Genomic DNA, 24,488 nt, shown 5'->3' with positions numbered 1-24,488 from the left:
GTCAGGGCAGGTCTAGGAAGGCGTACTGGGCGACCTTGTGCGGGAGCTGAACGACAGGGCCGCGTTTGAAACCGTAGTCGTCGAGCCTGGCGAGGGAGGCCTCGTTGGAGGCGTCGGGCTCGACGACGATGCGGCGGGCGCCGGACTTGGAGATGACCTCCTCGATGAAGAAGTCGAGAACGGTCTCCGTCCAGCCCTTGCGGGTGGGAGTGTCGGCCAGGAAGAGGTGGGCGCCGATGTCGCCGGGGCGGCGGTCATAGAAGGTGCCGAGCTCGTCGACCTCGGGGTCCCAGGTCTGGAAGAGCGCGACCGGCTCGCCGTCGAGCTCGACGATGTACGCAGCCAGGTGGGGCTGCTCCTGCAGCCAGGTGTAGATCTCCTCGATCTCCTCCCGCGGCTTCTCGACCATGCCCCAGAACTGGGCCCGATCGTCGTGAAGCCAGCCGCACAGCAGATCGATGTCGGCCGACGGCTTCAGGTCACGAATGGTCAGGGCTGGGCCAGCCAGATCTAGTACGGTCAGGGGCATGTCTTCTCCTCGGTGAGCAGGGACCAGTCGGTGACGACGCGGACCGCGCCTCCCCTGGCCCAGGCGTCGTGCTGGTCGGTGTGGTGGGGGCTGTCCGGGGAACCGCTGACACCGAGGGGTACGACCCAACGGCTGTTGTCGCGGTCGGCCAGGTCCCAGGCGTAGCGCGCCACCGAGCCCCGGACGGTCACGGTGGTGCCCGGGATCCAGGCGTTGCAGCGGACCGTGTCGGTGTCGCCGGGCAGTGGGGTGGCGGGGGCGGTCCGGGTGTGCGGTAGATCGAACTGCTCCAGCGCGTGCAGCGGCCAGAAGCGGTGTTCGTCCGGCCAGGGCGCCGGCTCGCGGTCGGCGTCGCGTACGGCCTTCGCCGCGTCAGCGACGAGCGCTCGCGGATCCAAGCCGAAGGGCTTCTCCGCGGCCAGGATGATGTGCAGCGCGCCCGCCACTCGCGCGGACAGGCTGAACCACGGCTCGTAGAGGGGCCCGTGCTCCGACGGCTCCCGCAGCGGCGCGAGCACCGGTGCCGCGCAGATCCGGTCTACGACCTCGTCTCGCAGCGCGGCGTACCAGGCCGCGCCCGGCGAGCCGTCCATAGCGCCGTCCCACTCGGCCAGTGCCTGGGGGCGCAGCTCGGCCGGGACCAGCGCGAGCAGCGGCGCGCCCGCGGTCTGGGTGGTGTCGGCGAGCACCGCCACCGCCTGCTCGGCGTCGAGGGGGCCGGCTTCATCGAGGAGCTGGCCGATCCGGTGCGCCCGGAACGGCGGCGCGAAACCGGTCGCGAGCACGTCGAACTCCGGCATGCACCGGTCGTTGGCGGTCACGACGGAACCATCGGCCGACGCCGTACGCCGCGGCAGCGGGTCGACCCAGCCGGTCCACTCCCCCGCGTCGTCGCGCCGCGGCACCCGGCCGCCGACGGTGTGGACGACGTCGCCCGTCACGTCGGCGATCACCCAGTTGTTGACCGGCTCGACCCAGTGCTCCACCGCAGCCTCGACATCGGCGGCCGAACGGGCCCGCAGCAGTGGCAGCAGCGCCCCGAAGCCGAGGTCACCGAGCTCGTGGCCGGGTGTGCGCAGCACCTGTCCCCAGCCCTCGTCGAGACCGCCGAGGACCACCGGTCCGCGGTCGGTCTCCAGCACCTCGACCTCGACCGGCTCCTGGTCGCGGACGAGCACGGTCTCCACGCTCCGCCGCACCACATCGCCGTCCGAGCGCAGGTCGACGCGGTAGAGATCCTGGTAGTCGGCCATCGCGTTGGTAATGCCCCACGCGACCTGGCCGGCGTGCGCGAAGTGCTGCACGCCGGGTACGCCGGGGAAAGTCATCCCGACCACGTCGAAGGCGTCGTCGGGGTCGGTGCAGGCCAGGCGCACCTGGAGGTAGACGTTGGGCGCCTCGAAGACCCGGTGCGGGTCACCGGCCACGATCGGCGCGCCGGATCGGGTGCGGCCGCCGCCGACGGCGTACGCGTTGGAACCGCCGGACAGTCCCCCGGTCAACCCTTCGGTGCGGAACAGCTCGGCGTCGGTCCCGAGCACGCGCGCCGCTCGGGCGCCGAAGAGCTTGGAGGGGAACGACCCGAAGAGGATCTGCTGCACCCAGAACACCGCCAGCGGCGTCCACGGCTGCCACGTCCCCGGCGCTCGGCCGAACTCTTCGAGCTCCGGCGAGGAGGCCCCCTCCAGACCGGAGCGGACCCCCTCAACGTACGCCGTCAGGAACCCCTGTGTCTCCTCGTCGAGCCGCTCGTAGGCCGCTTTCGCCACCGCCGCCAGCCGGGCACGGCGGGCGAAGACGTCCCACTCGAGCCCGGCCGGGCCGAGCAGCTCGGCGGTGCGGCCCTCGCCGCGCAGCCGCTCGATCTCGAGCTGCCACGCGCGGTCCCGCGCGGTGGCCCAGCCCTGCAGCCGGGCCACCTCGGCGAGCGAGGCACCCCGCACATGCGGGATGCCCCACTCTTCCCGCAGGAGAACGCTCATGCCGCCACATCCGTAGCGCAAGCGCCAGAGTACGGACGCGGCGGCATGTTGACTCCATGACTCGCTCGCTCGCGCTCGCTCATGCGATCGGGTTGGCCAGCGTGCCGGCGAACATGAGCGACTCGGCCTGGTCGGTGATGTCGACCATCTGCAGCGTGTTGCGCAGCTGGAGTCGGTTGAGGCACGAGTGGCGGAAGCGCGGGCGGAGGAAGTCGTACCGCGCGACGGCGTCGGCCAGCTCGGGGTGGTCGGCGGCGTGGTCGACGATGCAGGCTCGCGTCTCGGCCCAGAACTCTGTCTCCGGCAGCACTCCCTCATCATCGAGGATCGCGGCGACGTAGCGCAGCACCCCGTCGAAGATGTCGGTGTGGACGGCCAGCGCCTTGACGTCGTCGGGGAACTGCCCGCGGATCCGGGAGACCTCGTTCGGCAGCGGCAGATCACCCATCACCGCCACCTCCTCGCCGATGTCCTTCATGAACATCCGCACCGGCACGTGGTCGCGCAGCACCATGACGAGGTTCTCGCCGTGCGGCATGAACGCCAGGTCGTACGCCAGCAGGCAGTGCACCAGCGGGCGCAGGTAGGCGTCGAGGTAGCTGCGCACCCACTCCCGGGCGGGCAGCCCGGAGGCACGGACCAGCTCGGCCACGTACGAGGCACCGGAGGCGTCGCGGTGGAGCAGCGCCGCCATCGTCGCGCACCGCTCCCCCTCGGAGAGCCGCGGCACCGGCGACTCCCGCCACAGCGCGGCGATCATCTTCCGGTAGGGCGACGGGCTCGGCAGGGCGTGGAAGATGTCACCGGTCCAGCCGATCGAGGCGAGCTCGCGCAGCACCCCGAAGCCCCGCTCCTTCAGCTCCGCGTCGCCCTCCACCAGGTCGGCGACCCAGTCGTTGATGACCGGGGTCGCCGCCATGTAGGCCGGCGAGAGCCCCCGCATGAAGCCCATGTTCTGGATCGACAGCGCGGTCTTGACGTAGTGCCGCTCGGGACGGCTCGTGTTGAAGTACGTCCGGATCGACTGCTGCGGGCGGTGGGCGTCCTCACCCTCGCCGACCAGCACCAGCCGGCGCGCGGCGACGTCGGCGGCGAAGGTGACCGCCAGCTTGTGGCGCCACTGCCACGGGTGGACCGGCAGGTAGCGGAACCCGTCCGGGTCGAGCCCGAGCCCGCGCAGCTTCGACGCGAACCGGGCCAGCGTCGCCTCGCCGAGCTCGGCCTCGTAGAGCCCCCGCTCGTCCTCGCCGCGGCCCAGGGCCAGGTGGGACTGGTCCCGGGAGACGCCGACCCACAGCAGGCTCAGGTCGTTGCTCGTCTCCGGCGCCCAGCGGGCGTGGTCGTCGATGTCGAAGCCGATCCGGCCGTTGTTGGCGACGAAGGCCGGGTGGCCCTCGCTCATCGCGCCCTCGACGCTCTGGTGGTCGGCGTCGACCAGGTCGGCGGCGGTCAGCGTCTGGTGCTCGAGCTTCCAGCAGGCCGAGGCGATGGTGGCCGCCAGCTCTTCCAGGTAGGTCGGCAGCAGCTTCTCCGGGATCCCGAGATCGGGCGCGAACTCGGCGACGAACGCCTGCGCGTCGACCTCGGCCTCCGCACCTTCGGTCCGCCGGACGATCGAGGCCGGGTCGACCTCCCAGTGCTCGAGCTGGAAGCGGCGGGCGGCGAAGGTGTAGGTCGAGGACGGCCCCTGCAGCTCCCAGCCCGTGTCGGTCGCCACGGGGGCGATCATCCGCTCGTGGCTGAACTCCGCGATCGCCTTTGCCACCAGGTGGCGGTGCGCGACGCCCAGGTTCTCCGGGCGCAGGTGGGCGGCGGCGTACATCTCCCGGGTGCAGACCGAGAGCATCGCGGTCTTCTCGCCGATGCTGATCTCGCGCAGCTCGACGAAGCCCGCCTCGGTGTTCTTGCGGCGGATCGCCTCGTTGCGAACGTCCGGCTCGACCACCACACGACGCACGCCGGGGTCCGCGAAGCAGTGCCGCATGACCGCCCGGAAGACCTGGGTCGTGAAGCCGGAGACGGGTTCGCCGGACGTCGGTGCGACCAGGACGTGCATGCCCAGGTCGCCGGGAGCCAGGTCGGGCACGTGGGTGATCCCGGCGAGCTCGCTGTGGGCGGGATCGTAGGTCTCGACCAGGAACGCCGGTACGCCGTCGACCCGGCCCAGCCAGGCGTCGTGGTGCGGGTGGCCGGCGATGCGCGCGTACTCCGCGGCGACGTCCTCCAGCGTGGCGTCCAGCATCATCCAGTACGCCGAGCGCGGGTGGGTCACCCAGGAGTGGACGGTGCCGAGGTTGGCCTCGATCTCGAGCGGCTCGATCGTGATCCTCATCGGTTCTCCTCCGTGCCCTGGCCGGGCTGAATCTTGAAGCGGTCGGGGACGCCGAACTCCTGGAAGGCGACCCGCTTCTCGACCGGGTACGGCTCCCGGCCGAGGATGGCGGCGAGGATCACCGAGCTGCGGTAGGCGCCCATGCCGAGGTCGGGGGCGACGAAGCCGTGGGTGTGCTCCTCGCCGTTCTGCACCCAGATCTCGCGGTCGGCGGTGTCGACCGAGAAGGTCGAGCTGGCGGCGTAGCGCCCCTGCTCGTCCAGGCGGAGCCGGTCGCGGACGGGCTCCAGGAAGTCCGGGATGCCGGCGCGGTAGCCGGTGGCGAGGACGAGCGCCTCGGTCGCCATCTCGTAGTCCTCCTCCTGCTCCACGTGGTGCAGCGCGAGGTGGTAGCCGCTCTCGGTGCGGGTCACGCCGCGCACCTCGGTGTTGGTCAGCAGCGTGGTCTCGGCCGCCTCGGTGACCGACCGGGTGTAGAGGGCCTCGTGGATCGCGTCGATCGTGTCGCCCGAGATGCCCTTGTAGAGGCTCTGCTGCGCCTTCAGCAGCCGCTCGCGCTTCTCGCTGGGGAGCGCCTGGAAGTAGGCGGAGTACTCCGGGGAGGTCAGCTCGAGGGTGAGCTTGGTGTACTCCATCGAGAAGAACCGCGGGCTGCGGGTCAGCCAGGCCAGCTGGTAGTCGTGGTCGGGCTGGGCGGTCAGCAGGTCGAGGTAGACCTCGGCGGCCGACTGGCCGCTGCCGACGACGGTGATGCTGCGCCGGCCGACGAGCTCGTCCTTGCGGGCCAGGTATTCGGCGCTGTGCAGCGCCGGCCCCTCCGCGGCCACGGCCTCGGCCGCACACTCGGGAACCCGCGGGCTCGTCCCGGTCCCGAGCACCAGCCGCCTGGTCCGGTGGGTCTCACCGGAGGCGGTGGTCACGACGTACGTCTCGCCGTCGTGCTCCACGGAGGTGACCTGCTGTCCGAAGCGCACCGAGTCGAGCCGCTCGGCGACCCACTGGCAGTACTGGTTGTACTCACGCCGGTGGGGCAGGAAGTTCTCGCGGATGTAGAACGGGTAGATCCGGCCGGTCTGCTTGAGGAAGTTGAGGAAGCTGAACCGCGAGGTCGGGTCGGCCATCGTCACCAGGTCGGCGAGGAACGGGACCTGCAGAGTGGCCTCATCGAGCATCATCCCGGGATGCCAGTCGAACCGGTCGCGGCTCTCGAGGAAGAGGCAGTCGAGCTCGTCGATCGGGTCGGCGAGGGCGGCCAGGCCGAGGTTGAACGGGCCGAGGCCGATGCCGATCAGGTCGTGGACGCGGGCATCGGTGAACACAGTCGTGGGCGTGGTCATCGGGCGACCTCCGGAACGGCACGGCCGAGCGTACGAACCTGCTCGATGATGTCGAGTACGTCCTGCACGGAGGCCTTGGGGTTGAGCAGGGTCAGCTTGAGGAACTGCCGGCCGTCGACCTTGGTCGCGGCGACGACTCCGCGGCCGCCGCTCCACATCTCGGCTCGGATGCGGCGGTTGAGGTCGCCGAGAGCGTCTTCGTCCAGGTGCGGGTCGACGTAGCGGAAGACGACCGTGGAGAGCTGGGAGGGCGTGATGACCTCGATGTCGGGCTGCACGCTGAGGATGTCGTAGACCTCGCGCGCCAGGTCGATGACGGTCTCCAGGTAGGCGCCGATCTGGTCGGGGCCCATCGTGCGCAGCGTCAGCCACAGCTTGAGCGCGTCGAAGCGGCGGGTGGTCTGCAGGGACTTGTCGACCTGGTTGGGGTTCTCCGACTCTCGCGGGTTGAGGTAGTCGGCGTACCAGGAGGCGTGCTGCAGGGTCGCCAGGTCGCGGACCAGCAGGGCGCTGGAGGAGACCGGCTGGAACCAGGTCTTGTGGTAGTCGATCGTGATCGAGTTCGACCGCTCGATGCCGTCGAGCAGGTGGCGATACTTCGGCGAGGCGAGCAGCCCACCCCCGTACGCCGCGTCGACGTGGAACCAGACGTTGTAGTCCTGGCAGGCGTCGGCGATGGCGTGGAGGGGGTCGATGACGCCGAAGTCGGTCGTGCCGGCGGTGGCCACGACCGCGGCTGGGACGAGGCCGTCGACGACGCACTCGTCGAGCGCCTCGCGCAGAGCGACGACGTCCATCCGGTGCTCGGCGTCGGTCGGGATCGCGATCGCGGCCGCGTCGCCCATGCCGAGCAGGCGGGCCGACTTGGCGATGGAGAAGTGGCTGTCCGCGGAGGTCAGGAAGCGCAGCCGGTCCAGAGGTACGCCGCGGCGCTCCGCCTCACCACGGGCCAGGAGCAGCGCCTGCAGGTTGGACTGGCTGCCGCCGCTGGTGAAGATGCCGTCGCGGGTCGCCTCCGGGTAACCCGCTCGGGCGGCGGTCCAGTCGATGAGACGACGTTCCATGAACGTACCGCCGACGGACTGGTCGAAGGTGTCCATCGAGGTGTTGACGGCCGCGATCAGCAGCTCCCCGACGAGGGAGGGGATCACGACCGGGCAGTTGAGGTGCGCGGCGTAGGAGGGGTCGTGGAACCAGACCGCGTCCTGGAGCCACAGCTTGCTGACCTCGGCCAGCGCTGCGGCGCCGTCTACGAGGGGGTTGTCCAGGTCGACCTCGGCGACCGGTCCTGCGGCCGACTCGGGCGAGATCCCGGTGGTGGGGCCCGAGAGGGTGGCGAGCTGGTCGACGAGCAGCCGGATTGCTTCGGTGATCCCGCTGGTGTACTCACGAGCATTGTCGGGGTGGAACAGATGCTCCAAGTGCGGTGCGCTCACTGGTCTCCTTCGACACGGGGGGATTAGGTTAGGCGAACCTAAGTGAGGCTACCCTAAACGCGTCCCCGCCAGACAGGTGGGCCAGAGAGAGGACGATCACACCCGTGCCGCACTCCCCCACCCAGGCCACTCGCGTGCTCGCAGGCTTCGCCTTCGCCTCCCTGGGCAACGGCCTGACCCTCCCGTTCCTCTACGTCTACATGGCCCAGGTCCAGGACCTCGGGTCGTCGACGGCCGGCTGGATGTTCGCCTGGATGGGGGTCGTCGGTCTCGCTGCCGCCCCCGGCGTCGGAGCGCTCCTCGACCGCTTCGGGCCTCGCGCCGTCCTGCTCGCCGCGCTGATCGTGGAGGCCGTCTCGATCGGGTCGCTCGGGTTCGTCGACGGGACCGTGCCGACGATGGCGGTGCTGGCCGGCGTGGTCGTGGGCGCCTCTCCCCTGTGGCCCGGCACGACGACCCTGCTCGCCGGGATGGTCCCAGCCAGCGACCGCGAGCGGGCGTACGGCTTCGCCTTCCTGGGGCTGAACGTGGGCATCGGCGTAGGTGGCCTGGTCAGCGCGTTCCTCATCGACGTCGAGCGTCCGGAGACCTTCCAGGTGCTCTACCTGTGCGACGCCGTCGCCTATCTGGCCTACGCCGCGGTGCTGGCGTTCCTGGTCCGCTCCCCCGCTCGGGCCGGCGAGGACGAGGCCGAGGACGGTGGGTCCTGGGGCGAGGTGCTCCGCGACCGGCGGGCGGTGGCCCTGGTCGGCTGCGGCGTGCTCGCGGTGACCTTCGGCTACGGGCAGCTCGAGGCCGGCGCGACCGCCTATGCCGTCGACGTGGCCGGGGTGCCGGCGACCGCGCTCGGTTGGGCCTTCGCCGCCAACGCCGCCGTGATCGTCTGCGGGCAGGTGATCCTGCTGCGGCTCACGTCCGGGTGGCGGCGTACGACCGCGCTGGCCTGCGCCGTGCTGACGTGGTCGCTGGCCTGGACCGTGCTCGCGGCCGCTGACCTGATGCCGGTCGCCGGCGCGGTGGCCGCCGTCGTGATCGGCCTCGCGATCTTCGGCCTCGGCGAGACGCTGTGGGCCCCGATCGTGACCGGCCTGGCGAACACCATCGCCCCCGACCACCTGCGCGGCCGCTACAACGCGTCCCTCGGCCTCACCCTGACCCTCGGCCAGATCCTCGGACCGGCGCTGGCCGGCTCCCTCATCGGCAGCGGCCTCGGCCACCTGTGGGCGGTCGTCGTGATCGGCGGCACCCTCACCGCGGGCCTGGTGCTGACCCGGCTCCGGTTCCTGCTCACTGCGGAAGAGGACGGCGCCCCGGAGGCCGCGAGCCTCCGGGAGCCGGTCGAGGTGGCTGCCGACTAACGCCGCGCGTCGTAGCCGAGCCGCCCGCGCGTGGCGACGATGACGATGGCCGCGCCGATCCCCGCGGCGAGCAGCACCGCGAGCTGGAACCGGTCGGCGTCGACGCTCGGGAAGAGCTCCGTGGAGGCCACCGAGGCGTAGTTGTTGACGCTGGTGTGCAGGAGCATCGCCAGCGGCAGGCTCTGCCCGGTGCGGTTGAAGACCCAGGTCATCACGATCCCGAAGGTGACGCAGAAGGCCGCGAAGACGAGCGGCGCGTACCAGCGCACGTCCGGCCAGCCGGCCCAGTCTGTCAGGAAGAGCGGCATGTGCCACAGCGCCCAGATCGGGCCGAGCACGAACGCGGAGCCGAGCGGTCCGACCTTCCGCTGCAGCCGGGGCAGGGCGAAGTCACGCCAGCCCGGCTCCTCGGCGAGCCCGGTGGTGATCATCTGCAGGATGAGGCCGGGGACGTACGCCACCAGCACGAACAGCCACGCCTGCGACGGCGCCGCCATCTGCCCACCGACGGCCTGGGTGGCGATGATGATCGTGGCTGGCACACCGATCAGGATCCCGGCGTACCAGCGCCAGCTCGCCCGCCAGCGCCACATCCCGACCACCCAGGCCCGCAGGCCGGCCCGGCCGCCGACGATCCCGGTGACCAGCGCGGCGCTGCCGATCGGGCCGAGGTACGCGCCCGGGAGCATCCCGAGCAGCTGGCCGCCGATCATGCCGCCGGGGAAGGTGAGGTCCCAGAGGCCAAGGCCGCTGTTGGACAGGACGTACGGTGTCCAGGCCAGCCAGCTCGCCGCGAGGGCGAGGACGAAGAATGTCGAGAGCTGGTGGCGGCGTACAAATGCTCGTAGGCCTTGGTCCGGGTGGGTGACCGGCTGGATCGCTGGCTGGGTCGTGGTCATGGTCGTTCCTTTCGGCTGGGGTCGCTTTTCCTGACCTGAACCTAGGAACGGGGCCGGTCCGGTCGCGCCTGGCAAAAGAGCGAACCTTCGCAGTTGCATCGAAAGATGCTGGCGACCGGGACCGGTTGCGTAAAGGATGATGACGTGAGCGACGAGACGACCCGGATGCTGCCGCGACTGATCCCACCCGTGGTGGTCTGGCTGGTCACCACGGCGCTGCTGGTGGCCGCGCCGAGCCTCGACTCCGCCGACGCCGAGATCGGCGGGAGCCCGGCGCTCGGCAGCGGCGGGTGGTGGGTCGCGCTGGTGGTGCTCACCGTCCAGGCCGCGGTGCTCATCGAGCGGCGCTCGCGGCCGTTGACGGTGCTGCTGGTCGTGGCCGCCGCGTCGGTCGTCTTGGCGGTCAGCGGTGCGGGCGACGCCACCAGCCTCGCCTCGGCGGCCGTGCTGGTCGCGGTGTGGTCGGCGGTGACCTCGGTGTCGCTCCCCAGTCGAGCCCGGCCGCTCGCCGGGGCGCTGACCGGGGCCGGGCTGCTGGTCGCGCTCGGCACCTGCCTGAGCCAGACGAGCATCGGCCTCGCGGTGGGCACCGCGGTGCTCGCCGGCCTCGTCCAGGGTGCGGGCGTGATCGCCGCTCCGGCGCTGCTCGCCGCGACCGTGCGCGCACGCCGCGACGCGAGGTCCGCCCGGACCGACCTGGCGGATGCCGTCGACCGCGAGCAGTCCGCCCAGATCGCCGCGGCGATCGCGGAGGAGCGTACGGCGATGGCCCGCGAGCTCCACGACATCGCCGCCCACCACCTGACCGGCATCGCGGTGATGACCGGCGCGGTCGAGCGGCAGATCGACACCGACCCGGCGGGCGCGAAGGAGTCCGTACGCCAGGTCCGCACCCAGAGCACCGCGATGCTGCGCGAGCTGCGGGGGCTGGTCACGCTGCTGCGGAGCCCGGGCCAGGCCGAGGAGACGACCGGGCACGAGCGGCTGTCCCAGCTGACCTCGCTCGTCGAGGAGGCCCGTCGAGCAGGGCTCGAGGTGTCGCTGTCCACCCTGGGTTCCGGCTCCGTCACCGAGACCGTCGGGCCGCTCGCCCAGCTCTCCGCCTATCGCACCGTGCAGGAGTGCCTCGCCAACGCCGCCCGACACGCGCCGGGCGCCCGGTGCGAGGTGGTCCTGGACGCCCGGGATCCGGCCGAGGTGGTGGTGACGGTGCGCAACGGGCCGCCGCCCATCCCGCCCGAGCGGTCGCCGCGCCGGCGTGGCCTCGGCCTGATCGGCATGCAGGAGCGCGCCGACCTGACCGACTCGACCCTCGAGGCCGGACCGACCGCCGAGGGCGGCTGGCAGACGCGGCTGCGGATCTCCGCCACCGCAACCGCGGAGGTGGCCGGATGATCCGGGTCGTGGTCGCCGACGACCAGCCGCTGGTGCGAGCCGGGCTGCGTACGCTGCTGGAGACCGAGCCCGACATCGAGGTCGTCGCGGTGGCCGAGGACGGTGCCGCCGCGGTCGAGCGGGCGCTCGCGCTGCGGCCCGACGTGGTCTGCATGGACATCCGGATGCCCGGCCGCGACGGTATCAGCGCCACCCGCGAGCTCTGCGGCCCCGACGTCCCCGACCCGATCCCGGTGCTCGTCCTGACCACCTTCGACATCGACGACTACGTCTTCGGCGCCCTCGAGGCCGGCGCCTCCGGCTTCCTCCTCAAGGACGCCGACCCCGACGCGATCGTCGCCGCCGTACGCTCCGTCGCCGCCGGCCACGGCACCCTCGACACCTCCCTCACCCGGCGGGTCCTCCGCGAGGTCGTCACCCGCAGACGTACGCAGCCCGTCACCGCCGCACGCGCCAGCGAGGTCCTCACCACCCGCGAGCTCGACATCCTTCTCCACCTCGCCGAGGGCATGTCCAACGAGGAGATCGCCCAGGCGCTCGTCCTCGAGGTCTCCACGGTCAAGTCCCACCTGGCCCGGATGATGCCCAAGCTCGGCGTGAAGTCCCGCCTCCAGGCCGCCGTGTGGGCCTACCAGTCGGGACTCGTCGAGCACTGAGGGGTCGCGCGTCAGATCAGGCCGGTCTCCTGCGCGACGTGGATGGCACGGGAGCGGCTGTCGACGTCGAGCTTGGTGAAGATGTGCGCGAGGTGACTCTTCACGGTCGCCTCGGTGACGAAGAGCGTGCGCGCGATCTCCTTGTTGGTCGCGCCCCTGGCGAGGTGACGCAGCACCTCGATCTCGCGATCGGTGAGCCGCGGCAGCGGGCTGCGCATGCCCTTGAGCACCCGGGTGGCCAGGTCCGGAGCGAGGACCATGTCGCCGGCAGCCGCGCGGTGGATGCCCTGGACGATGACCTCGGGGTCGACGTCCTTGAGCAGGTAGCCGGCCGCACCCGCCTCGATCGCGCCGAGCACCTCGGCGTCGCGGTCGAAGGTGGTCAGGATCAGCACGGCCGGGGCCGGGTCGAGGGCGCGGAGCGCGATGGTGGTCCGGATGCCGTCGATCCCGCTCCCCAGGCGGAGGTCGCACAGCACGACGTCGGGACGGAGGTGACCGGCGAGGACGATCGCCTCTTCGCCGGTGGCGGCCTCGCCGACCACCGTCAGCGCGTCGCCCGCCTCGATCACGGCGCGCAGCCCACTGCGTACGACCGGGTGGTCGTCGACGAGAAGCACCGTGGTCATCGTGACCCCTCGATGTGGATCGGGAGATGTGCGGAGACCGCGGTGCCCTCACCGGGCGTGCTCTCCACGTCGAGACCGCCACCGAGCTCGCGGAGGCGAGCCCGCATGAACCGCAGGCCATAGCTGGAGGACCCGGCATCGGCGTCCTGTTCCCAGGCAGCGACGTCGAAGCCGGTGCCGTCGTCGCTGATGTCCATGCGCACCGAGTCACCGTCGTCGATCAGCGTGAGGACGACCCGGGTCGCGCCGGCGTGGAGACGTACGTTGGAGAGGGCCGACTGGGCGGTACGGAGCAGCGCGACCTCGACCTCGGTGCGCAGCAGCGGGAGCGTGTCGTCGACATGGAGCTCGACGTGCAGCCCGGCCTCCTCGTGCGTGCGGTCGAGCATGCGTCGAAGCGCGGAGGCGAGGGCGGCGTCCTCGAGCTCGGCCGGCGCCAGGGCCTCGACGATCCGGCGTACGTCCGCGAGGCTGTCGCCCGCCAGCGCCTCGACCTGCGCGAAGGTGCGCGAGGACTCAGGGTCCGTGGTGCGGTTGCCTCCGGCGTGGGTGAGGAGCCGGATCGAGGAGAGCGCCTGGGCGATGGTGTCGTGGATGTCTCGCGAGATCCGGGTGCGTTCGGCGATCGCTCCGGAGTGCCGCTGGGCGAGCAGGAGCTCGTCCTGCAGCTCGGCCATCTCCTGCTGGGCCTTCCGCAGCGAGGTGACCAGCCGTTCTCGCTCGGCGGCGTCGCGGAGGAGCTGCAGGTATCCGCGGGAGATGCCGAACGCGAAGATGCCGCCGATGAGCGGCCCGAAGACGTCCGCGTAGCTGGTGGTGCCGCGATGCAGGATCGGGGCGACGATCACCACCACGAGGATCGCCGCCGCGAAGACCAGACCCCAGCGCAGCGGCAGCAGGTGGCCGGCGAGCAGCCACAGCAGGAACGCGAGCCAGACGAACTCGTCCGAGACGGCGACGGCGGCGACCCAGATCAGCGCGAAGCCGAGCAGCCACCACACCGGGAGACGCGGCGAGCTCGTCCTGGCCGGCAAGACCGTCCCGGCGGTGTGCCACCCCAGGATCGCCAGCCCCGCGATGATCGCGACCGGAAGCGCCACTCCGTCGCCGATCGCCCTGCTGACGCCGATCGCCGTCAGCACGACCGCGATGACGTGCTGCCCGATCTCCATCGCCCGCACCGTCGAGGCGGCGGGGGTCGGATGTGAGGCGCCGGGCCGCCTCAGCGGCACGTGTACGACACTCATGTGCTCGATTCTCCCCCGGCCCGCAGTCGTCCCGGCCACCAGATGCGGTCGCCCACCAGGGCGAAGATCGCCGGCACGATCACCGTACGCACCACCAGGGTGTCCACCAGCACGCCCACACCGACGATCAGGCCGAGCTGCCCGAGAGTGACCAGCGGCAGCACACCGAGGGCGGCGAAGACCCCGGCGAGGACGATGCCCGCGCTGGTGACCACGCCGCCGGTGTGGGCGACCGCCTCCACCACGCCCTTTCGAGTGCCGAGCTGCGCCGCCTCGGCGCGCGCCCGGTGGACGAGGAAGATCGTGTAGTCGATCCCCAGCGCGACCAGGAACAGGAACGCCAGGATCGGCACCTGCAGATCGAGCGCCTGCTGATCGAAGAGGACGCGGCTCAGCCAGGCCCCGGCGCCGATCGCCGCGACCGCGCTTGCGAGGTTCACCAGGAGCAGCAGGCCGGGCGCGATCAGCGAACGCAGCAGGACGAGGAGCACGAGGAAGCTCACCGCGAGCACCAGCGGCGCGATCAGCAGCAGGTCGTCCTCGCTGCCCTCAGCGGCATCCAGCTCGGTCGCGACCGCACCGCCGACGAGAGCATCCGCGATCGGGTGGACCGCTTCCCGCAGGTCGGCGATCTGGTCGAGACTCCGCTCGGTGCCCGGCGAGTAGTCGCTGGTCACCATGATCTTCGTCAGGGACCCGTCGTCGGTGACTCCGGCCGGCTGGGCGCGCACCACGCCCTCCACCTCACCCGCGACCGAGGCCACCTCGGCGGCGGCCGCGCTGGCGGTGACGATGTAGACCGGCTGGGCCTCCCCGGGCGGGAAGTGCGCCGAGAGCGTCTCGAGACCGGCAACCGACTCGGACTGCACCCGGAACTTCTCGATCTGATCGAGCCCGACTGACGTACCGGACAGGCCGGAGGCCATGACCGCGAGCAGCACGAGCCCACCCAGCAGGCTCACCACCGGACGCGCCACCACCCGTGACGCGACCGCGCGCCATGTCCGCCCCTGCTCACCTGACTCACCCGGGCGAGGCACGAACGGCCAGAACAGGCGCCGCCCGCACACCGCCAGGGCCGGCGGAAGCACGAACAGCACCGCGACGACGGCGATGAGCAGACCGATCGCCGCCGGGACACCCAGACCCCGGGTCATCGGGATCGTGGCCAGGACCAGCGTCAGCAGGGCGAGCACGACCGTCAGGTTGGAGGCGAGGATCGCGAGCACCGTCTTCCGCCAGGCGGTGCTCAGCGCCAGACGGTCGTCCTCGGTCCGCTGCAGCTCCTCCCGGTATCGCGAGATCAACAGCAGCGCGTAATTGGTCCCCGCGCCGAAGACCAGGACGCTGACGACGCCGGCGTCGAACCCGAAGTCCCACAGTGCTCCCGCCGCCGCGGTGACCCGCCCGGCGAGCGCGTAGGCGAGGGCGACCACGATCAGCGGGATCAGCCACAGCACCGGCGAGCGGTAGGTGATGATCAGCAGCACCGCCACGATCAGGATCGTCACCAGCAGCAGCGTGAAGTCCGCGCCGTCGAACGCGGCCGCCGCGTCAGCCCCGAACGCCGGCCCGCCCGTCACCTGCAGGGTGAGCCCGTCGGGGGCCTGCGCCGCGATGTCGGTACGCAGCGCCTTGACCACCTTCGCCGTCTCGGCGTTGTCGGCGCCGACCGTGATCGGCACGGCGAGGGCCGCAGCCTTCCCGTCCTCGCTGACCATCGGACCGGCGGAGCCGGGCTGCGCCCCGACCTGGGCGCCGAGCCGCTCGAGGCCGTCGAGATCGCCGCTGGAGAGAGCACCCTCGTCCTCGCGGGAGGCGACGACGAGCACGGACTCACGATCCGCTCCCGGGAACTCCTCCAGCAGTTCGCTCATCCGCGTCGACTCCGAGCCCGCCGGCGCCTGCCCGGTCCGCGCCGGGGACTCCGCACCCGCGAAGGCCCCGAAGAGCACCCCCACCACGACCACCGCGACCCCGAGCGCAACCCAGGCCCCACGGCGCGAGGTCAACCTGTCTGCGACATGCGGACGAGCACCCGACCGCGTACGAACCAGAGAATCTGCCATACCCACAACTCCACCAGCGGCGTCGTCGCAGATCATCGCGAGCAGGACTGAACCCGGAATCATCCAAATGGCTGATGCCGCGGCGCCGGAGAATCATCCGATCAAGGGCCGCAAGCCGATCTCGGTCAGTCGCCGACCCCGGCGCCGGAGCAGGTCCTGGAAGGCGGCGGCGAGGGTCGACGGACGGCGGTCGAGCCAGCAGGCACCGATGTGACGTACGGCCTCCGGGTTCGTCAACGGCACCTCGACACAGCCCGCGGCACCGTGCGGGTCGCGGGGTGCGAGGCTCACACCGAGGCCGGCCGAGACGAGCCCCCGCAGCGTGGCGAGGTCGTCGCCCTCGAAACCGATCGCGGGCGTGACACCGCTGGCCTGAGCGAGATCCTCGAGCAGCGTACGCATCCCATAGCCGCGCTTCATGCAGATGAACGTCTCCGCGGCGGCCTCCTCGAAGCTCACCCGGGCACGTGTCGACAGGCGGTGGCCGGTCGGTACGACCAGGACCAGGGGCTCGGTGTGCAGCCGCCACTGGCGCATGCCGGAGGCCTCCTCGAGTGGCGAGATCAGTGCGACCTCGGCGGTGCCGTCGGTGACCGCCTCCAGGCACCGCGGACGCGAGGTCTGGATCAGGTCGACGGACGTGCCCGGATGCTCCTGGAGGAACGCCTTGACCAGCGCCGGCACGACCCGCTCACCGAGGGTGCTCTGGAACGCGAGGGCGATCCGTCCGCGGGCACCTGACTCCTGGGCCTGCACCGCCTCGATGCCCGCCGTTGCCGCCGCGACCGCGGCGGCCGCATGCGGCGCCAGCGCCTCCCCCGCCCTGGTGAGCCGCAGACCTCGCCCGTGCCGCTCGACCACGTCCACGCCGAGCTCGCGACCGAGGCGCGCGAGCATGCGGCTCACCGTGGGCTGCGGCATCTGCAGAAGATCGGCGGCGGCGAGCGTCTGCCCGGTCTCGGCCAGGGCGGCGAGGGCCGGGAGCATCGGCAGGACGTTTCGTGCGGTGGCATCCACGTCGCCATGGTATGCGAATCGGCATTATTCATGCATCACCAATGCATTGGACGCATGGTTTCAGGATCCTTAGCGTGATAAGGGTGAGCGTACAGGCACCGACCGACCCCGGGCATCGACGCGTGCTGATCGCTCTGGTCGCGATCGGGATGACGACGTTCGTGCAGCTCTACTACCCCCAGGCGCTGATCCCGTCGATCAGCCGCGACTTCGCGGTCGATGCGTCGCAGGCCGCCCTGACCGTCTCCGGCGCGACGATCGGACTCGCCGTCGCCGCGCTCGGCTGGTCGTGGATCGCCGACCGGATCGGCCGGGCCAGGGCGATGACTATCGCCATCGTCGCCGCGGCGGCCATCGGGCTGACCCTTCCCTTCGTGACCTCGTTCCCCCTCCTCATCCTCCTCCGCGTCGCACAGGGCATCGCCCTGGGCGGCACCCCGGCGCTCGCCCTCGCCTACCTCGCCGAGCAGGTCAGCCGACGCGACGCGATGGCCGCCGGCGCGACGTACATCTCCGGCACGGTCGTCGGCGGCCTGGTCGGACGGCTGATCGCCGCGCCGATCGCCGATGTGAGCGACTGGCGCGTAGCGGCGCTCGTGGCCGGAGTCGTCAGCGCGGTCGGCGCTGCCATCGCGGTCATCGCCCTGTCGCGCGAACGCCGCGAACGCCCCAGCCCCGCAACAGCACAGCCGCGACCGGCCGGCGTGTGGCCAGGGATGGTCGCCAACCTCACCAACACCGGCCAGCTCGCGCTCTACGCACAGGCGTTCTTCCTGATGGGCGCCCAGGTGGCGGTCTTCAACTACCTCGGCTACCGACTCGAGCTGGAGCCGTTCGACCTGCCGCCCGCACTGACCGCGGTGATCTTCCTGGCCAGCCTCTCCGGCGCCGTCTCGGCCCGCCTCGCGGCCACGCTCGCCGGACGCTTCGGCCGCAGACGCGTACTCCTGGCCTCATCGCTGACCATGGTCGCGGGAGCCACGCTGACGATCCCCGACCGACTGCCCACGGTGCTGATCGGACTGCTGCTGTTCACGACCGCCTACTTCTCCGCGCACTCGATCGCGTCCGGCTGGGTGGGCCCGATGGCGACCAGTGGGATCGCGCAGGCCACCTCGCTCTACACACTCTTCTACTACGCAGGCTCCAGTCTCTTCGGCTGGCTCGGCGGCCTCGCCTTCGCGGCCGGCTGGACCGGCACCGCGAGCATGGTCATCGCGATCACCCTCATCGCGTTCACAGCCGCCCGCACGCTCCTGCCCCAGTCCTCGAAGCAGGATCCAGGTCGCCAGGCCTCCTAGTCATGCCCAGCATGTCAGGCGCTGCGCCATCTCGCGGAAGGCCGTGAGGTCGGCTTGCGACCGTTCGTGGTCGATCGGCAGCGGCCAGCTCGACAGCTTCACGCCGATGAAGTCCCGGGCCCGGTCGACGTAGACCATCTGACCGTGGATGCCCAGGCACAGCACGACGTCGCCGCCCGCGGCCGGGGACCAGAACTGGCCGCGGTAGCTGCCGCCGCGAAGGCCGTGGTCGTGTTCGGCGTTCGCGAAGGCCGTCGCCGAGTCGGCCCCACCGCGGAACAGGTCGTCAATCCACGCAGCAGGCACGACCTGCTCCCCCGTGAGCGACCGGCCACCCGAGGCGATCAGCGCACCGAACCGGGCGAGGTCGCGCAGCGTGGCGCAGATGCCGCCGTCGAACATGGCCGTGCCGGCGCTGTCGACTGTGACGAAGGCGTCGTGCTCGGCTCCGATCCGCGACCAGATCAGGTCCGAGGCCAGGTCGGCGATGGGGACGCCGCCGGCAGCCACTTCGCAGACGAGGCCGACGGCGTCGGTGATGGCGCTGCTGTATGCGAAGGCACCGCCGTGGGGGCGATCGCTGCGCAGCTCGGCCAGGAACGCGCGCAGGTTCGCGGGCGACGATGGGCCACGTACGGCCCACCCGACCGCCTCGTCGAGGCGGCGCACCTCGGATGTCGGGTCGAGGTAGTCCTCCGAGAAGTGGATACCGACACGCATGTCGAGCAGGTGGCGAACCGTCGCGCCGGCCCAGCCGGAACCGGCGAGGTCGGGGAGGTACGACGTGACGAGCCGGTTCACGTCGAGTCGGCCGTCGCCTACGAGGATGCCCGCCACGAGGCCTACGATCGACTTGCTTACGGACATGAGCAGGTGTCGTGTGTCTGGGCCCATCGTGCCGGCGTACTCCTCGGCCACTACCGCCCCGCGGTGGACGACGAGCCAGGCGTCGGTGTCCTGTGCCTGCACGGTGAGGGCGGGCTGGTCGAGGTCGCATGGCGGTAGGGGCGCGGCAGCCCCCTCTCCCCGGGCGATCACCGCCGCAGGGAAGAGGTCATCCATGTGCTGGAAGGCCCAGCGCAGCTGCGGATGGGTCTGCCAGTCGGCGACAGTGACCTCCGTCATCGGTCGTCCATGCGGTGGGTGATCCGTCCGCCGGAGACGGTGAGCCGGATCGGTGCGGTCGCGAGCTCGTCGGCCGGCGCTTCGACCGGGTCCACGACGAACGCGGTGAGGTCGGCCCGGTGCCCGACGGCGATGCTTCCGGTGGTGCCCTCGGTGCCGTCGGCCAGCGCCGCGTGGGTGGTCATCCCCTCGAGTGCCATCAGCCCGGTGACGGCCTGGTCGGGCGTGATCGGCGTGTTGCCGCTCCCCGGGCGGCGGCGCAGCTGCGCGAAGGCGAGGACCTCGCGGGCGTCGTACGACGCGATGGGCCAGTCCGAGCCCAGCACCAGAGTGCCGCCGGCGTCACGTACGTCCCGGCAGGGCCAGGCGCGCGCGGCCCGCTCGGGGCCCAGGCGGGTCGACCACTCATCGGTGTGGTCGGCCCTGGCATAGCCGGTGTGCGACGGCTGCATCGAGGCGACGAGTCCCGCGTCGACAACCCGCCGTACGTCCTCCAGAGGCAAGGTCTCGAGGTGCTCCACCCGGTGCCGCACACCTCCGGTGTCCACACCGACCAGGGACTCGACGACGTGGCGCACGCCGGCGTCCCCGATGGCGTGGGTCGCCGTCTGGACCCGGCCGGAGGCGAAGTGACGGACAGCCCGGGTATAGGACGCCGGGTCGCGCCAGAACGCGTCGGCCCCCTGCCCGTGGCCGTCAGCGTGGCCGAGCCAGGCGGTGCCGCCCTCGACGGTTCCGTCGATGAAGAACTTCACGCCGCCCACGGCCCAGCGCCGGCCACGGCGCCGTTGTAGAGCATCGAGAGCCGCGAGGTCGCTTTCCGGCATGCACCACGGCATCACCCGCAGCCGAACCGGCAGCTCGGCGGCCGCCTCGACAGCGGCGAGCACGTCGAGCGCGCCGCCCTCTGCATCCATCATCACCCCGCCCGTGAGCCCGGTAGCCGCCATGCCGTCCATCACCTCGAGGAGCCGCTTGTGGAGCTCGGCCTGCTCCATCGGTGGGATGAGGTCGCGCACGGTCTCCATCGCGGCATGCTCCAGCAGCAGCCCGGTCGGCCGCCCCGCGTCGTCGCACACGATCTCGGCACGCTGCTCGAACCGGCGGGGGCCGGTGACACCGGCTCGGCGCAGCGCCTCGTCGCTGGCCAGCGACGAGTGGCCGTCGTACAGGACGATCACGACCGCGGCTCCCGGGAGCACCTCCTCCAGCTCCCTGTTGGTGATCGGGGCACCACCGAAGACGTTGTGGTCGAGGCCGAAGCCCGTCACCCAACCGTCCCTGCCGGGCAATGCGCCCGCGAGCGCGGTACGCAGGTCGTCGAGGTCTCGGCAGCCGGAGAGGTCGACGCCGACGAAGGCAGTCACCCCGAACAGGGCATGCAGGTGCCCGTCGACAAGGCCGGGCGTCACTGTGGCGCCGGCGAGGTCGACGACCTCGGTCGTGGCGCTCCGCAAAGCCAGGGCATCGTCGTCGAGCCCGACGATCCGATCCCCGCGGATCGCGACGGCGCGGGCCGCGGGACGAGCCGGGTCGAGGGTACGGACGGTGGCCCCGACGAGGAGCAGGTCGGCACTCACGACGCCGCCACCTCCGGGGTGCTGTCGCACGTCGCAGCGACGCCGTCGAAGACGTCGCGGCGGTTGCGGCGCAGCCAGACCGCCCACACCACACCCAGAACGCAGGTGATGGGGATGGTGAGCAGCAGCACCTGGTTCACCAGACCGGTGGTTCCTGTCAGGAAGGAGATGTTCTTCGCGGACAGCACGATCGCGAACAGCATCAGGCCGGCGGAGACGACCGGGGCGATGACGGTGCGCCAGACCCCTTCGCCTGTGGACCGCTTGCGGAAGTAGGCGACGACCGAGATCGCGGCGGCGACCTGTAGCAGCAGGATCCCGAAGATTCCGGGGGTGTTCACCCAGATCAGCAGCTGCGTGTAGGGGTCGGCGTTCGCGATCGCGAAGCCTCCGACGATGACCAGCGCCAGCGCGGTCTGCAGCAGTCCAGCAACGTATGGCGCCCGAGTTCTCGGATGCACTTTCGTCAGGACCGCGGGCAGCAGACCCTCGGCGGCGATGGCCAGCGCGTAGCGGGTCACCGCGTTGTGGAAGGCAACCAGGCTCGCGACCACACTGGTGGCGATGAGCAGGTGCATGGCCGTGGTGAACCAGGTGCCGAGGTACGTTTCGCCGGCGACGAAGAACATCCCGACCCCGTTCGTGGTAGCCGCCTCGACCGCTCCAGCGGCACCGAATGCCTGGACGATGCTCCACACGATGAACGCGTAGGTGCCCGCGAGGACCGCGACGGCGAGGTAGGTCGCACGCGGGATGGTGCGCCGCGGGTCGCGGGTCTCGCGACGGTAGATCACGGTGGCCTCGAAGCCCATGAAGGCAGCGAACGCGGTCGGCAGGATGACGGTCATCGGCGGCACGAACACGTTGTCAGGTGCGAACGAGTCGAGGCCGAGCCCCTCGCTGCTGCCACCTTGGACGAGGATCGCGATGGCGAGCACCAGCAGCAGGCCCGTCTCCGCGGTGAGCAGCACCGCGAGGAACTTCGCACCGAAGTCGACGCTGCGGAAGCCGACGTACCAGACGACGACCACGCAGACGATGGCGTAGACCCACCAGGGCTGATCTATCCCGAACACCTCGGCGAAGGTGCTCTGGATGGCGACGCCGGCGAGACCGTAGACGCCGATCTGGAGCGCGTTGTAGGAGACCAGCGCCACGAGCGCGGAGACGACACCGGCCGTACGACCGAGGCCGACCGCGATGTAGGAGTAGAACGCGCCGGCGTTGTCGATGTGCCGCGACATGGTCGTGAAGCCGACGGCGAAGATGGCGAGCGATACGCCCGCGAAGACGTACGCGGCCGGTGCCCCGATGCCGCCGATCATCAGCGCAAGCGGCGCGACGCCGACCATCACCATCAGTGGTGCGGCGGCCGAGACGACGATGAAGACGAGATCACTGGTGCCGAGGGCGTCGCGCTTGAGGCCGGGCGATGACCCGGTTGTGTGGGTGGTGGTGGACATGGGGCGGTCTCCTTATTAATCGAAACCGATTAGATTTAGGTTGTGCGGTAGCGTACGACTCCTGAGCCCCGAAGGGAAGAGTTTCTCGTGACACAGATCACTCAGCGGCGCGCCGGACGCCCCCGCAAGGCGCTGCTGGACCGCGACCGGATCGGCGCCACGGCGCTCGAACTGGTCGACGAGACCGGCGACTTCACCCTTCCCGAGCTGGCCCGCCGGCTCGGAGTGCAGACCGCCTCGCTGTACCACCACGTCGATGGCCGCACGGGTGTCATCGAACTGCTGCGCGAGCAGGTGAGCGCCGAAATGGACACCTCCACGCTCGACCAGAGCCCCTGGGACGTCGCCGTCTCGGGCTTCTTCCGCTCCTACCGCGCAGTCTTCGCCGCGCACCCGCGCGTCGTGCCGCTTCTCACGACAACGACCATCCGGTCGCCGCAGGTGCTGGCTGCGTACGACCGGATGGTCATTCTCCTGGAGGAAGTCGGCTTCCCTGTCGACCACGCCATGGAGGTGCTGACGGCGGTAGAGAGCTTCGTCATCGGCTCCGCGCTCGACCTCGCGGCACCCGATGTGATGTGGGAGATCCCCGAGGGAGTCGATGTCCCCCGTCTCGCCGTTGCCCTGGCCTCGCAGCGCGACGCCGCCCACCGCGCAGAGGCCGCCTTCGAGTGCGGTCTCCGGATGATGTTGGCCGGCGTGGCCGCCGAGGTCGGCCCGTCGACAGCCTGAGCCCCGAGCGCGTTCAGTCCTGCCCGACGGTGGCCAGGTCCGTCTCCCGGGTCTCCTTCGCGATCAGGGAGGCGACAAGCGACACCACGCCCATCGCGGCGAGGTAGGCCGCGATCGCGTAACCGGTGCCGAATTTTTGATACAGCGCGATCGCGATGATCGGAGCGAGTGAGCCGGCGAGGACGGAGGCCAGGTTGTAGGCCAACGAGACTCCTGAGTAGCGCACCTCGGTCGGGAAGAGCTCGGAGAAGAAGGCGCCGATCACCGCGCTGAAGGCGGCGAAGATCAGCAGACCCCCGGTGACGGCCAGCACGATCAAGCCAGTGTTCTTCGTGTCCAGCAGGCCGAAGAAGACGAAGGACCAGACGATCGTCGCCATCGACGCGGCCAGGTAGATCGGGCGTCGGCCGATGCGGTCCGCCAGCACCGCGATCAAGGGGATTGCCACCACCGCGACACCCTGGCCGATCAGCACGGCCGTCAGAGCTGTCGACTGGTCGAGGTGGAGCATCTTGGTGACGTACGTGATCACGAACAGCGAGTAGATGTAGAAGCCGGCGTTCTCGCCGAAGCGAGTTGCGGCAGCGAGCAGCACCATCCTCCAGTGCTTGCGGACGACGACGCCCACGGGCAGCCCCTTGGGCTGGGCATCGGCACGCTTCTGAGCCTGCTCGAAGAGCGGGGTCTCGGCGACGTAGAGACGCAGCCACAGACCGATGAGAACGAGCAGCGCCGAGAGGCCGAAGGCGATCCGCCAGCCCCACGACAGGAAGTCCGCCTCGGAGAGCGCGCTGTTGAGGGCGAGGAGCACACCTGCTGCCGCGAGGTTGCCGAGGGGCGGGCCGATGTTGGGCCAGGAGGCGTAGAACGCCCTCCGCTTCTCGTCGCCGTGCTCGGAAACGAGAAGTACGGCGCCACCCCACTCGCCGCCCAGCGCGAAGCCCTGCACCAGGCGTAGGACCACGAGCAGGATCGGCGCGCCGATCCCGATCGTCGCGTAGCTCGGCAGGAACGCGATCAGGAAGGTGGATCCTCCCATCAGCAGGAGGCTCGCGATCAGCGTCGCGCGGCGTCCGTGCCGGTCGCCGAAGTGGCCCAGGACGATGGCGCCGATCGGACGCGCCAGGAAGCCCACGGCGTACGTCGCGAAAGCCAGGATCGTGCCGACGAGCGGGTCGGACGCCGGGAAGAAGAGGGTGTTGAAGACCAGCGCCGAGGCGGTCCCGTAGAGGAAGAAGTCGTACCACTCGACGGCGGTGCCGGCGAGGCTCGAGCCGGCGACGACCGGAAGGCTGGTGTGCGACGTTCGCTGAGACTGCTTGCTATGTTGATCGAGGGTTGTTCGGGACATGGGTCTCTCCTGAAGGGTGCGTGTCCGATGACCTCGCCTCGGGGGCTGTT

The 24,488-nt window shown here is 70.8% G+C and carries 19 protein-coding genes; 5 read left to right on the top strand and 14 right to left on the bottom strand.

The genetic code is table 11. The features are described from left to right. Nucleotide 1: 1 nt before the first annotated feature. The 5 genes from ABTW65_RS27375 to ABTW65_RS27355 all read right to left on the bottom strand — a co-directional run bounded on the left by ABTW65_RS27375 (nt 2) and on the right by ABTW65_RS27355 (nt 7,616). Nucleotides 2–529, bottom strand: coding sequence for a GNAT family N-acetyltransferase (locus ABTW65_RS27375; protein ID WP_350666073.1), 528 nt, complete (start codon nt 527–529; stop codon nt 2–4). Next, entirely contained in the window at nt 520–2,511 is a 1,992-nt protein-coding gene (locus ABTW65_RS27370; protein WP_350666071.1) for a penicillin acylase family protein, read from the bottom strand. The genes ABTW65_RS27375 and ABTW65_RS27370 overlap by 10 nt, the downstream gene beginning before the upstream one ends. A gap of 79 nt (nt 2,512–2,590) precedes the next feature. Next, complete coding sequence (locus ABTW65_RS27365; protein ID WP_350666069.1) at nt 2,591–4,843, bottom strand: GNAT family N-acetyltransferase; 2,253 nt, start codon at nt 4,841–4,843, stop codon at nt 2,591–2,593. Beyond that, entirely contained in the window at nt 4,840–6,180 is a 1,341-nt protein-coding gene (locus ABTW65_RS27360) for a lysine N(6)-hydroxylase/L-ornithine N(5)-oxygenase family protein (protein WP_350666067.1), read from the bottom strand. Before ABTW65_RS27360 ends, ABTW65_RS27365 begins: the two co-directional genes overlap by 4 nt. Next, nucleotides 6,177–7,616, bottom strand: coding sequence for a pyridoxal phosphate-dependent decarboxylase family protein (locus tag ABTW65_RS27355; protein WP_350666065.1), 1,440 nt, complete (start codon nt 7,614–7,616; stop codon nt 6,177–6,179). Before ABTW65_RS27355 ends, ABTW65_RS27360 begins: the two co-directional genes overlap by 4 nt. A 104-nt stretch (nt 7,617–7,720) precedes the next feature. Between ABTW65_RS27355 and ABTW65_RS27350 the strand changes: the two genes are divergently transcribed. Continuing rightward, nucleotides 7,721–8,974, top strand: coding sequence for an MFS transporter (locus ABTW65_RS27350; RefSeq protein ID WP_350666063.1), 1,254 nt, complete (start codon nt 7,721–7,723; stop codon nt 8,972–8,974). Here the strand turns inward: ABTW65_RS27350 and ABTW65_RS27345 are convergent. Next, nucleotides 8,971–9,873 (bottom strand): CPBP family glutamic-type intramembrane protease, encoded by a 903-nt coding sequence (locus tag ABTW65_RS27345; RefSeq protein WP_350666061.1) that lies wholly within the window; start codon nt 9,871–9,873, stop codon nt 8,971–8,973. The genes ABTW65_RS27350 and ABTW65_RS27345 overlap by 4 nt on opposite strands. Before the next feature lie 144 nt (nt 9,874–10,017). Between ABTW65_RS27345 and ABTW65_RS27340 the strand changes: the two genes are divergently transcribed. Further along, nucleotides 10,018–11,268 (top strand): sensor histidine kinase, encoded by a 1,251-nt coding sequence (locus ABTW65_RS27340; protein ID WP_350666059.1) that lies wholly within the window; start codon nt 10,018–10,020, stop codon nt 11,266–11,268. Then, nucleotides 11,265–11,924, top strand: a complete 660-nt coding sequence (locus ABTW65_RS27335) for a response regulator (RefSeq protein WP_350666058.1) — start codon at nt 11,265–11,267, stop codon at nt 11,922–11,924. Before ABTW65_RS27340 ends, ABTW65_RS27335 begins: the two co-directional genes overlap by 4 nt. An 11-nt stretch (nt 11,925–11,935) precedes the next feature. On the opposite strand, the gene ABTW65_RS27330 is transcribed toward ABTW65_RS27335, so the two are convergent. From ABTW65_RS27330 to ABTW65_RS27315, 4 genes are all read right to left on the bottom strand, one after another. Next, a complete protein-coding gene (locus tag ABTW65_RS27330; protein ID WP_350666056.1) occupies nt 11,936–12,553 on the bottom strand; it encodes a response regulator in 618 nt (205 codons plus the stop codon). Next, complete coding sequence (locus tag ABTW65_RS27325; RefSeq protein WP_350666054.1) at nt 12,550–13,800, bottom strand: sensor histidine kinase; 1,251 nt, start codon at nt 13,798–13,800, stop codon at nt 12,550–12,552. The genes ABTW65_RS27330 and ABTW65_RS27325 overlap by 4 nt, the downstream gene beginning before the upstream one ends. Then, entirely contained in the window at nt 13,797–15,869 is a 2,073-nt protein-coding gene (locus ABTW65_RS27320) for an MMPL family transporter (RefSeq protein ID WP_350666052.1), read from the bottom strand. The genes ABTW65_RS27325 and ABTW65_RS27320 overlap by 4 nt, the downstream gene beginning before the upstream one ends. 93 nt (nt 15,870–15,962) lie before the next feature. After that, a complete protein-coding gene (locus ABTW65_RS27315) occupies nt 15,963–16,886 on the bottom strand; it encodes a LysR family transcriptional regulator (protein ID WP_350666050.1) in 924 nt (307 codons plus the stop codon). 83 nt (nt 16,887–16,969) lie between these two features. Between ABTW65_RS27315 and ABTW65_RS27310 the strand changes: the two genes are divergently transcribed. Then, nucleotides 16,970–18,187, top strand: coding sequence for an MFS transporter (locus ABTW65_RS27310; protein ID WP_350666048.1), 1,218 nt, complete (start codon nt 16,970–16,972; stop codon nt 18,185–18,187). Here the strand turns inward: ABTW65_RS27310 and ABTW65_RS27305 are convergent, their stop codons facing one another. Genes ABTW65_RS27305 through ABTW65_RS27295 form a run of 3 tightly spaced genes read right to left on the bottom strand, consistent with a single transcriptional unit; the run spans nt 18,188 to nt 22,355 of the window. Next, nucleotides 18,188–19,312: a serine hydrolase domain-containing protein gene (locus ABTW65_RS27305; RefSeq protein ID WP_350666046.1), complete on the bottom strand. Its 1,125-nt coding sequence runs from the start codon at nt 19,310–19,312 to the stop codon at nt 18,188–18,190. It lies immediately after the preceding gene. After that, a complete protein-coding gene (locus tag ABTW65_RS27300; protein ID WP_350666044.1) occupies nt 19,309–20,892 on the bottom strand; it encodes an amidohydrolase in 1,584 nt (527 codons plus the stop codon). Before ABTW65_RS27300 ends, ABTW65_RS27305 begins: the two co-directional genes overlap by 4 nt. Next, nucleotides 20,889–22,355, bottom strand: a complete 1,467-nt coding sequence (locus tag ABTW65_RS27295; RefSeq protein WP_350666042.1) for an APC family permease — start codon at nt 22,353–22,355, stop codon at nt 20,889–20,891. Before ABTW65_RS27295 ends, ABTW65_RS27300 begins: the two co-directional genes overlap by 4 nt. Nucleotides 22,356–22,442: 87 nt before the next feature. Between ABTW65_RS27295 and ABTW65_RS27290 the strand changes: the two genes are divergently transcribed. Beyond that, nucleotides 22,443–23,087: a TetR/AcrR family transcriptional regulator gene (locus ABTW65_RS27290; protein ID WP_350666040.1), complete on the top strand. Its 645-nt coding sequence runs from the start codon at nt 22,443–22,445 to the stop codon at nt 23,085–23,087. A gap of 13 nt (nt 23,088–23,100) precedes the next feature. Here ABTW65_RS27290 and ABTW65_RS27285 read toward each other — a convergent pair whose 3' ends face one another. Beyond that, nucleotides 23,101–24,438, bottom strand: a complete 1,338-nt coding sequence (locus ABTW65_RS27285) for an MFS transporter (RefSeq protein WP_350666038.1) — start codon at nt 24,436–24,438, stop codon at nt 23,101–23,103. Nucleotides 24,439–24,488: the final 50 nt, after the last annotated feature.

Source organism: Nocardioides sp. NPDC127503, from assembly GCF_040302165.1.
Classification (GTDB): domain Bacteria; phylum Actinomycetota; class Actinomycetes; order Propionibacteriales; family Nocardioidaceae; genus Nocardioides.
The sequence above is the reverse complement of the archived record's forward strand: the minus strand, read 5'-3'. Positions and strand labels throughout refer to the sequence as shown.

Bases quoted from the DNA above. Each gene is read 5' to 3' on its own strand.
- ABTW65_RS27295 (WP_350666042.1), bottom strand. From the start codon at position 22,355: ATGTCCACCACCACCCACACAACCGGGTCATCGCCCGGCCTCAAGCGC.
- ABTW65_RS27370 (WP_350666071.1), bottom strand. From the start codon at position 2,511: ATGAGCGTTCTCCTGCGGGAAGAGTGGGGCATCCCGCATGTGCGGGGT.
- ABTW65_RS27320 (WP_350666052.1), bottom strand. From the start codon at position 15,869: ATGGCAGATTCTCTGGTTCGTACGCGGTCGGGTGCTCGTCCGCATGTC.
- ABTW65_RS27365 (WP_350666069.1), bottom strand. From the start codon at position 4,843: ATGAGGATCACGATCGAGCCGCTCGAGATCGAGGCCAACCTCGGCACC.
- ABTW65_RS27335 (WP_350666058.1), top strand. From the start codon at position 11,265: ATGATCCGGGTCGTGGTCGCCGACGACCAGCCGCTGGTGCGAGCCGGG.
- ABTW65_RS27330 (WP_350666056.1), bottom strand. From the start codon at position 12,553: ATGACCACGGTGCTTCTCGTCGACGACCACCCGGTCGTACGCAGTGGG.
- ABTW65_RS27375 (WP_350666073.1), bottom strand. From the start codon at position 529: ATGCCCCTGACCGTACTAGATCTGGCTGGCCCAGCCCTGACCATTCGT.
- ABTW65_RS27360 (WP_350666067.1), bottom strand. From the start codon at position 6,180: ATGACCACGCCCACGACTGTGTTCACCGATGCCCGCGTCCACGACCTG.
- ABTW65_RS27305 (WP_350666046.1), bottom strand. From the start codon at position 19,312: ATGACGGAGGTCACTGTCGCCGACTGGCAGACCCATCCGCAGCTGCGC.
- ABTW65_RS27285 (WP_350666038.1), bottom strand. From the start codon at position 24,438: ATGTCCCGAACAACCCTCGATCAACATAGCAAGCAGTCTCAGCGAACG.
- ABTW65_RS27325 (WP_350666054.1), bottom strand. From the start codon at position 13,800: ATGAGTGTCGTACACGTGCCGCTGAGGCGGCCCGGCGCCTCACATCCG.
- ABTW65_RS27345 (WP_350666061.1), bottom strand. From the start codon at position 9,873: ATGACCACGACCCAGCCAGCGATCCAGCCGGTCACCCACCCGGACCAA.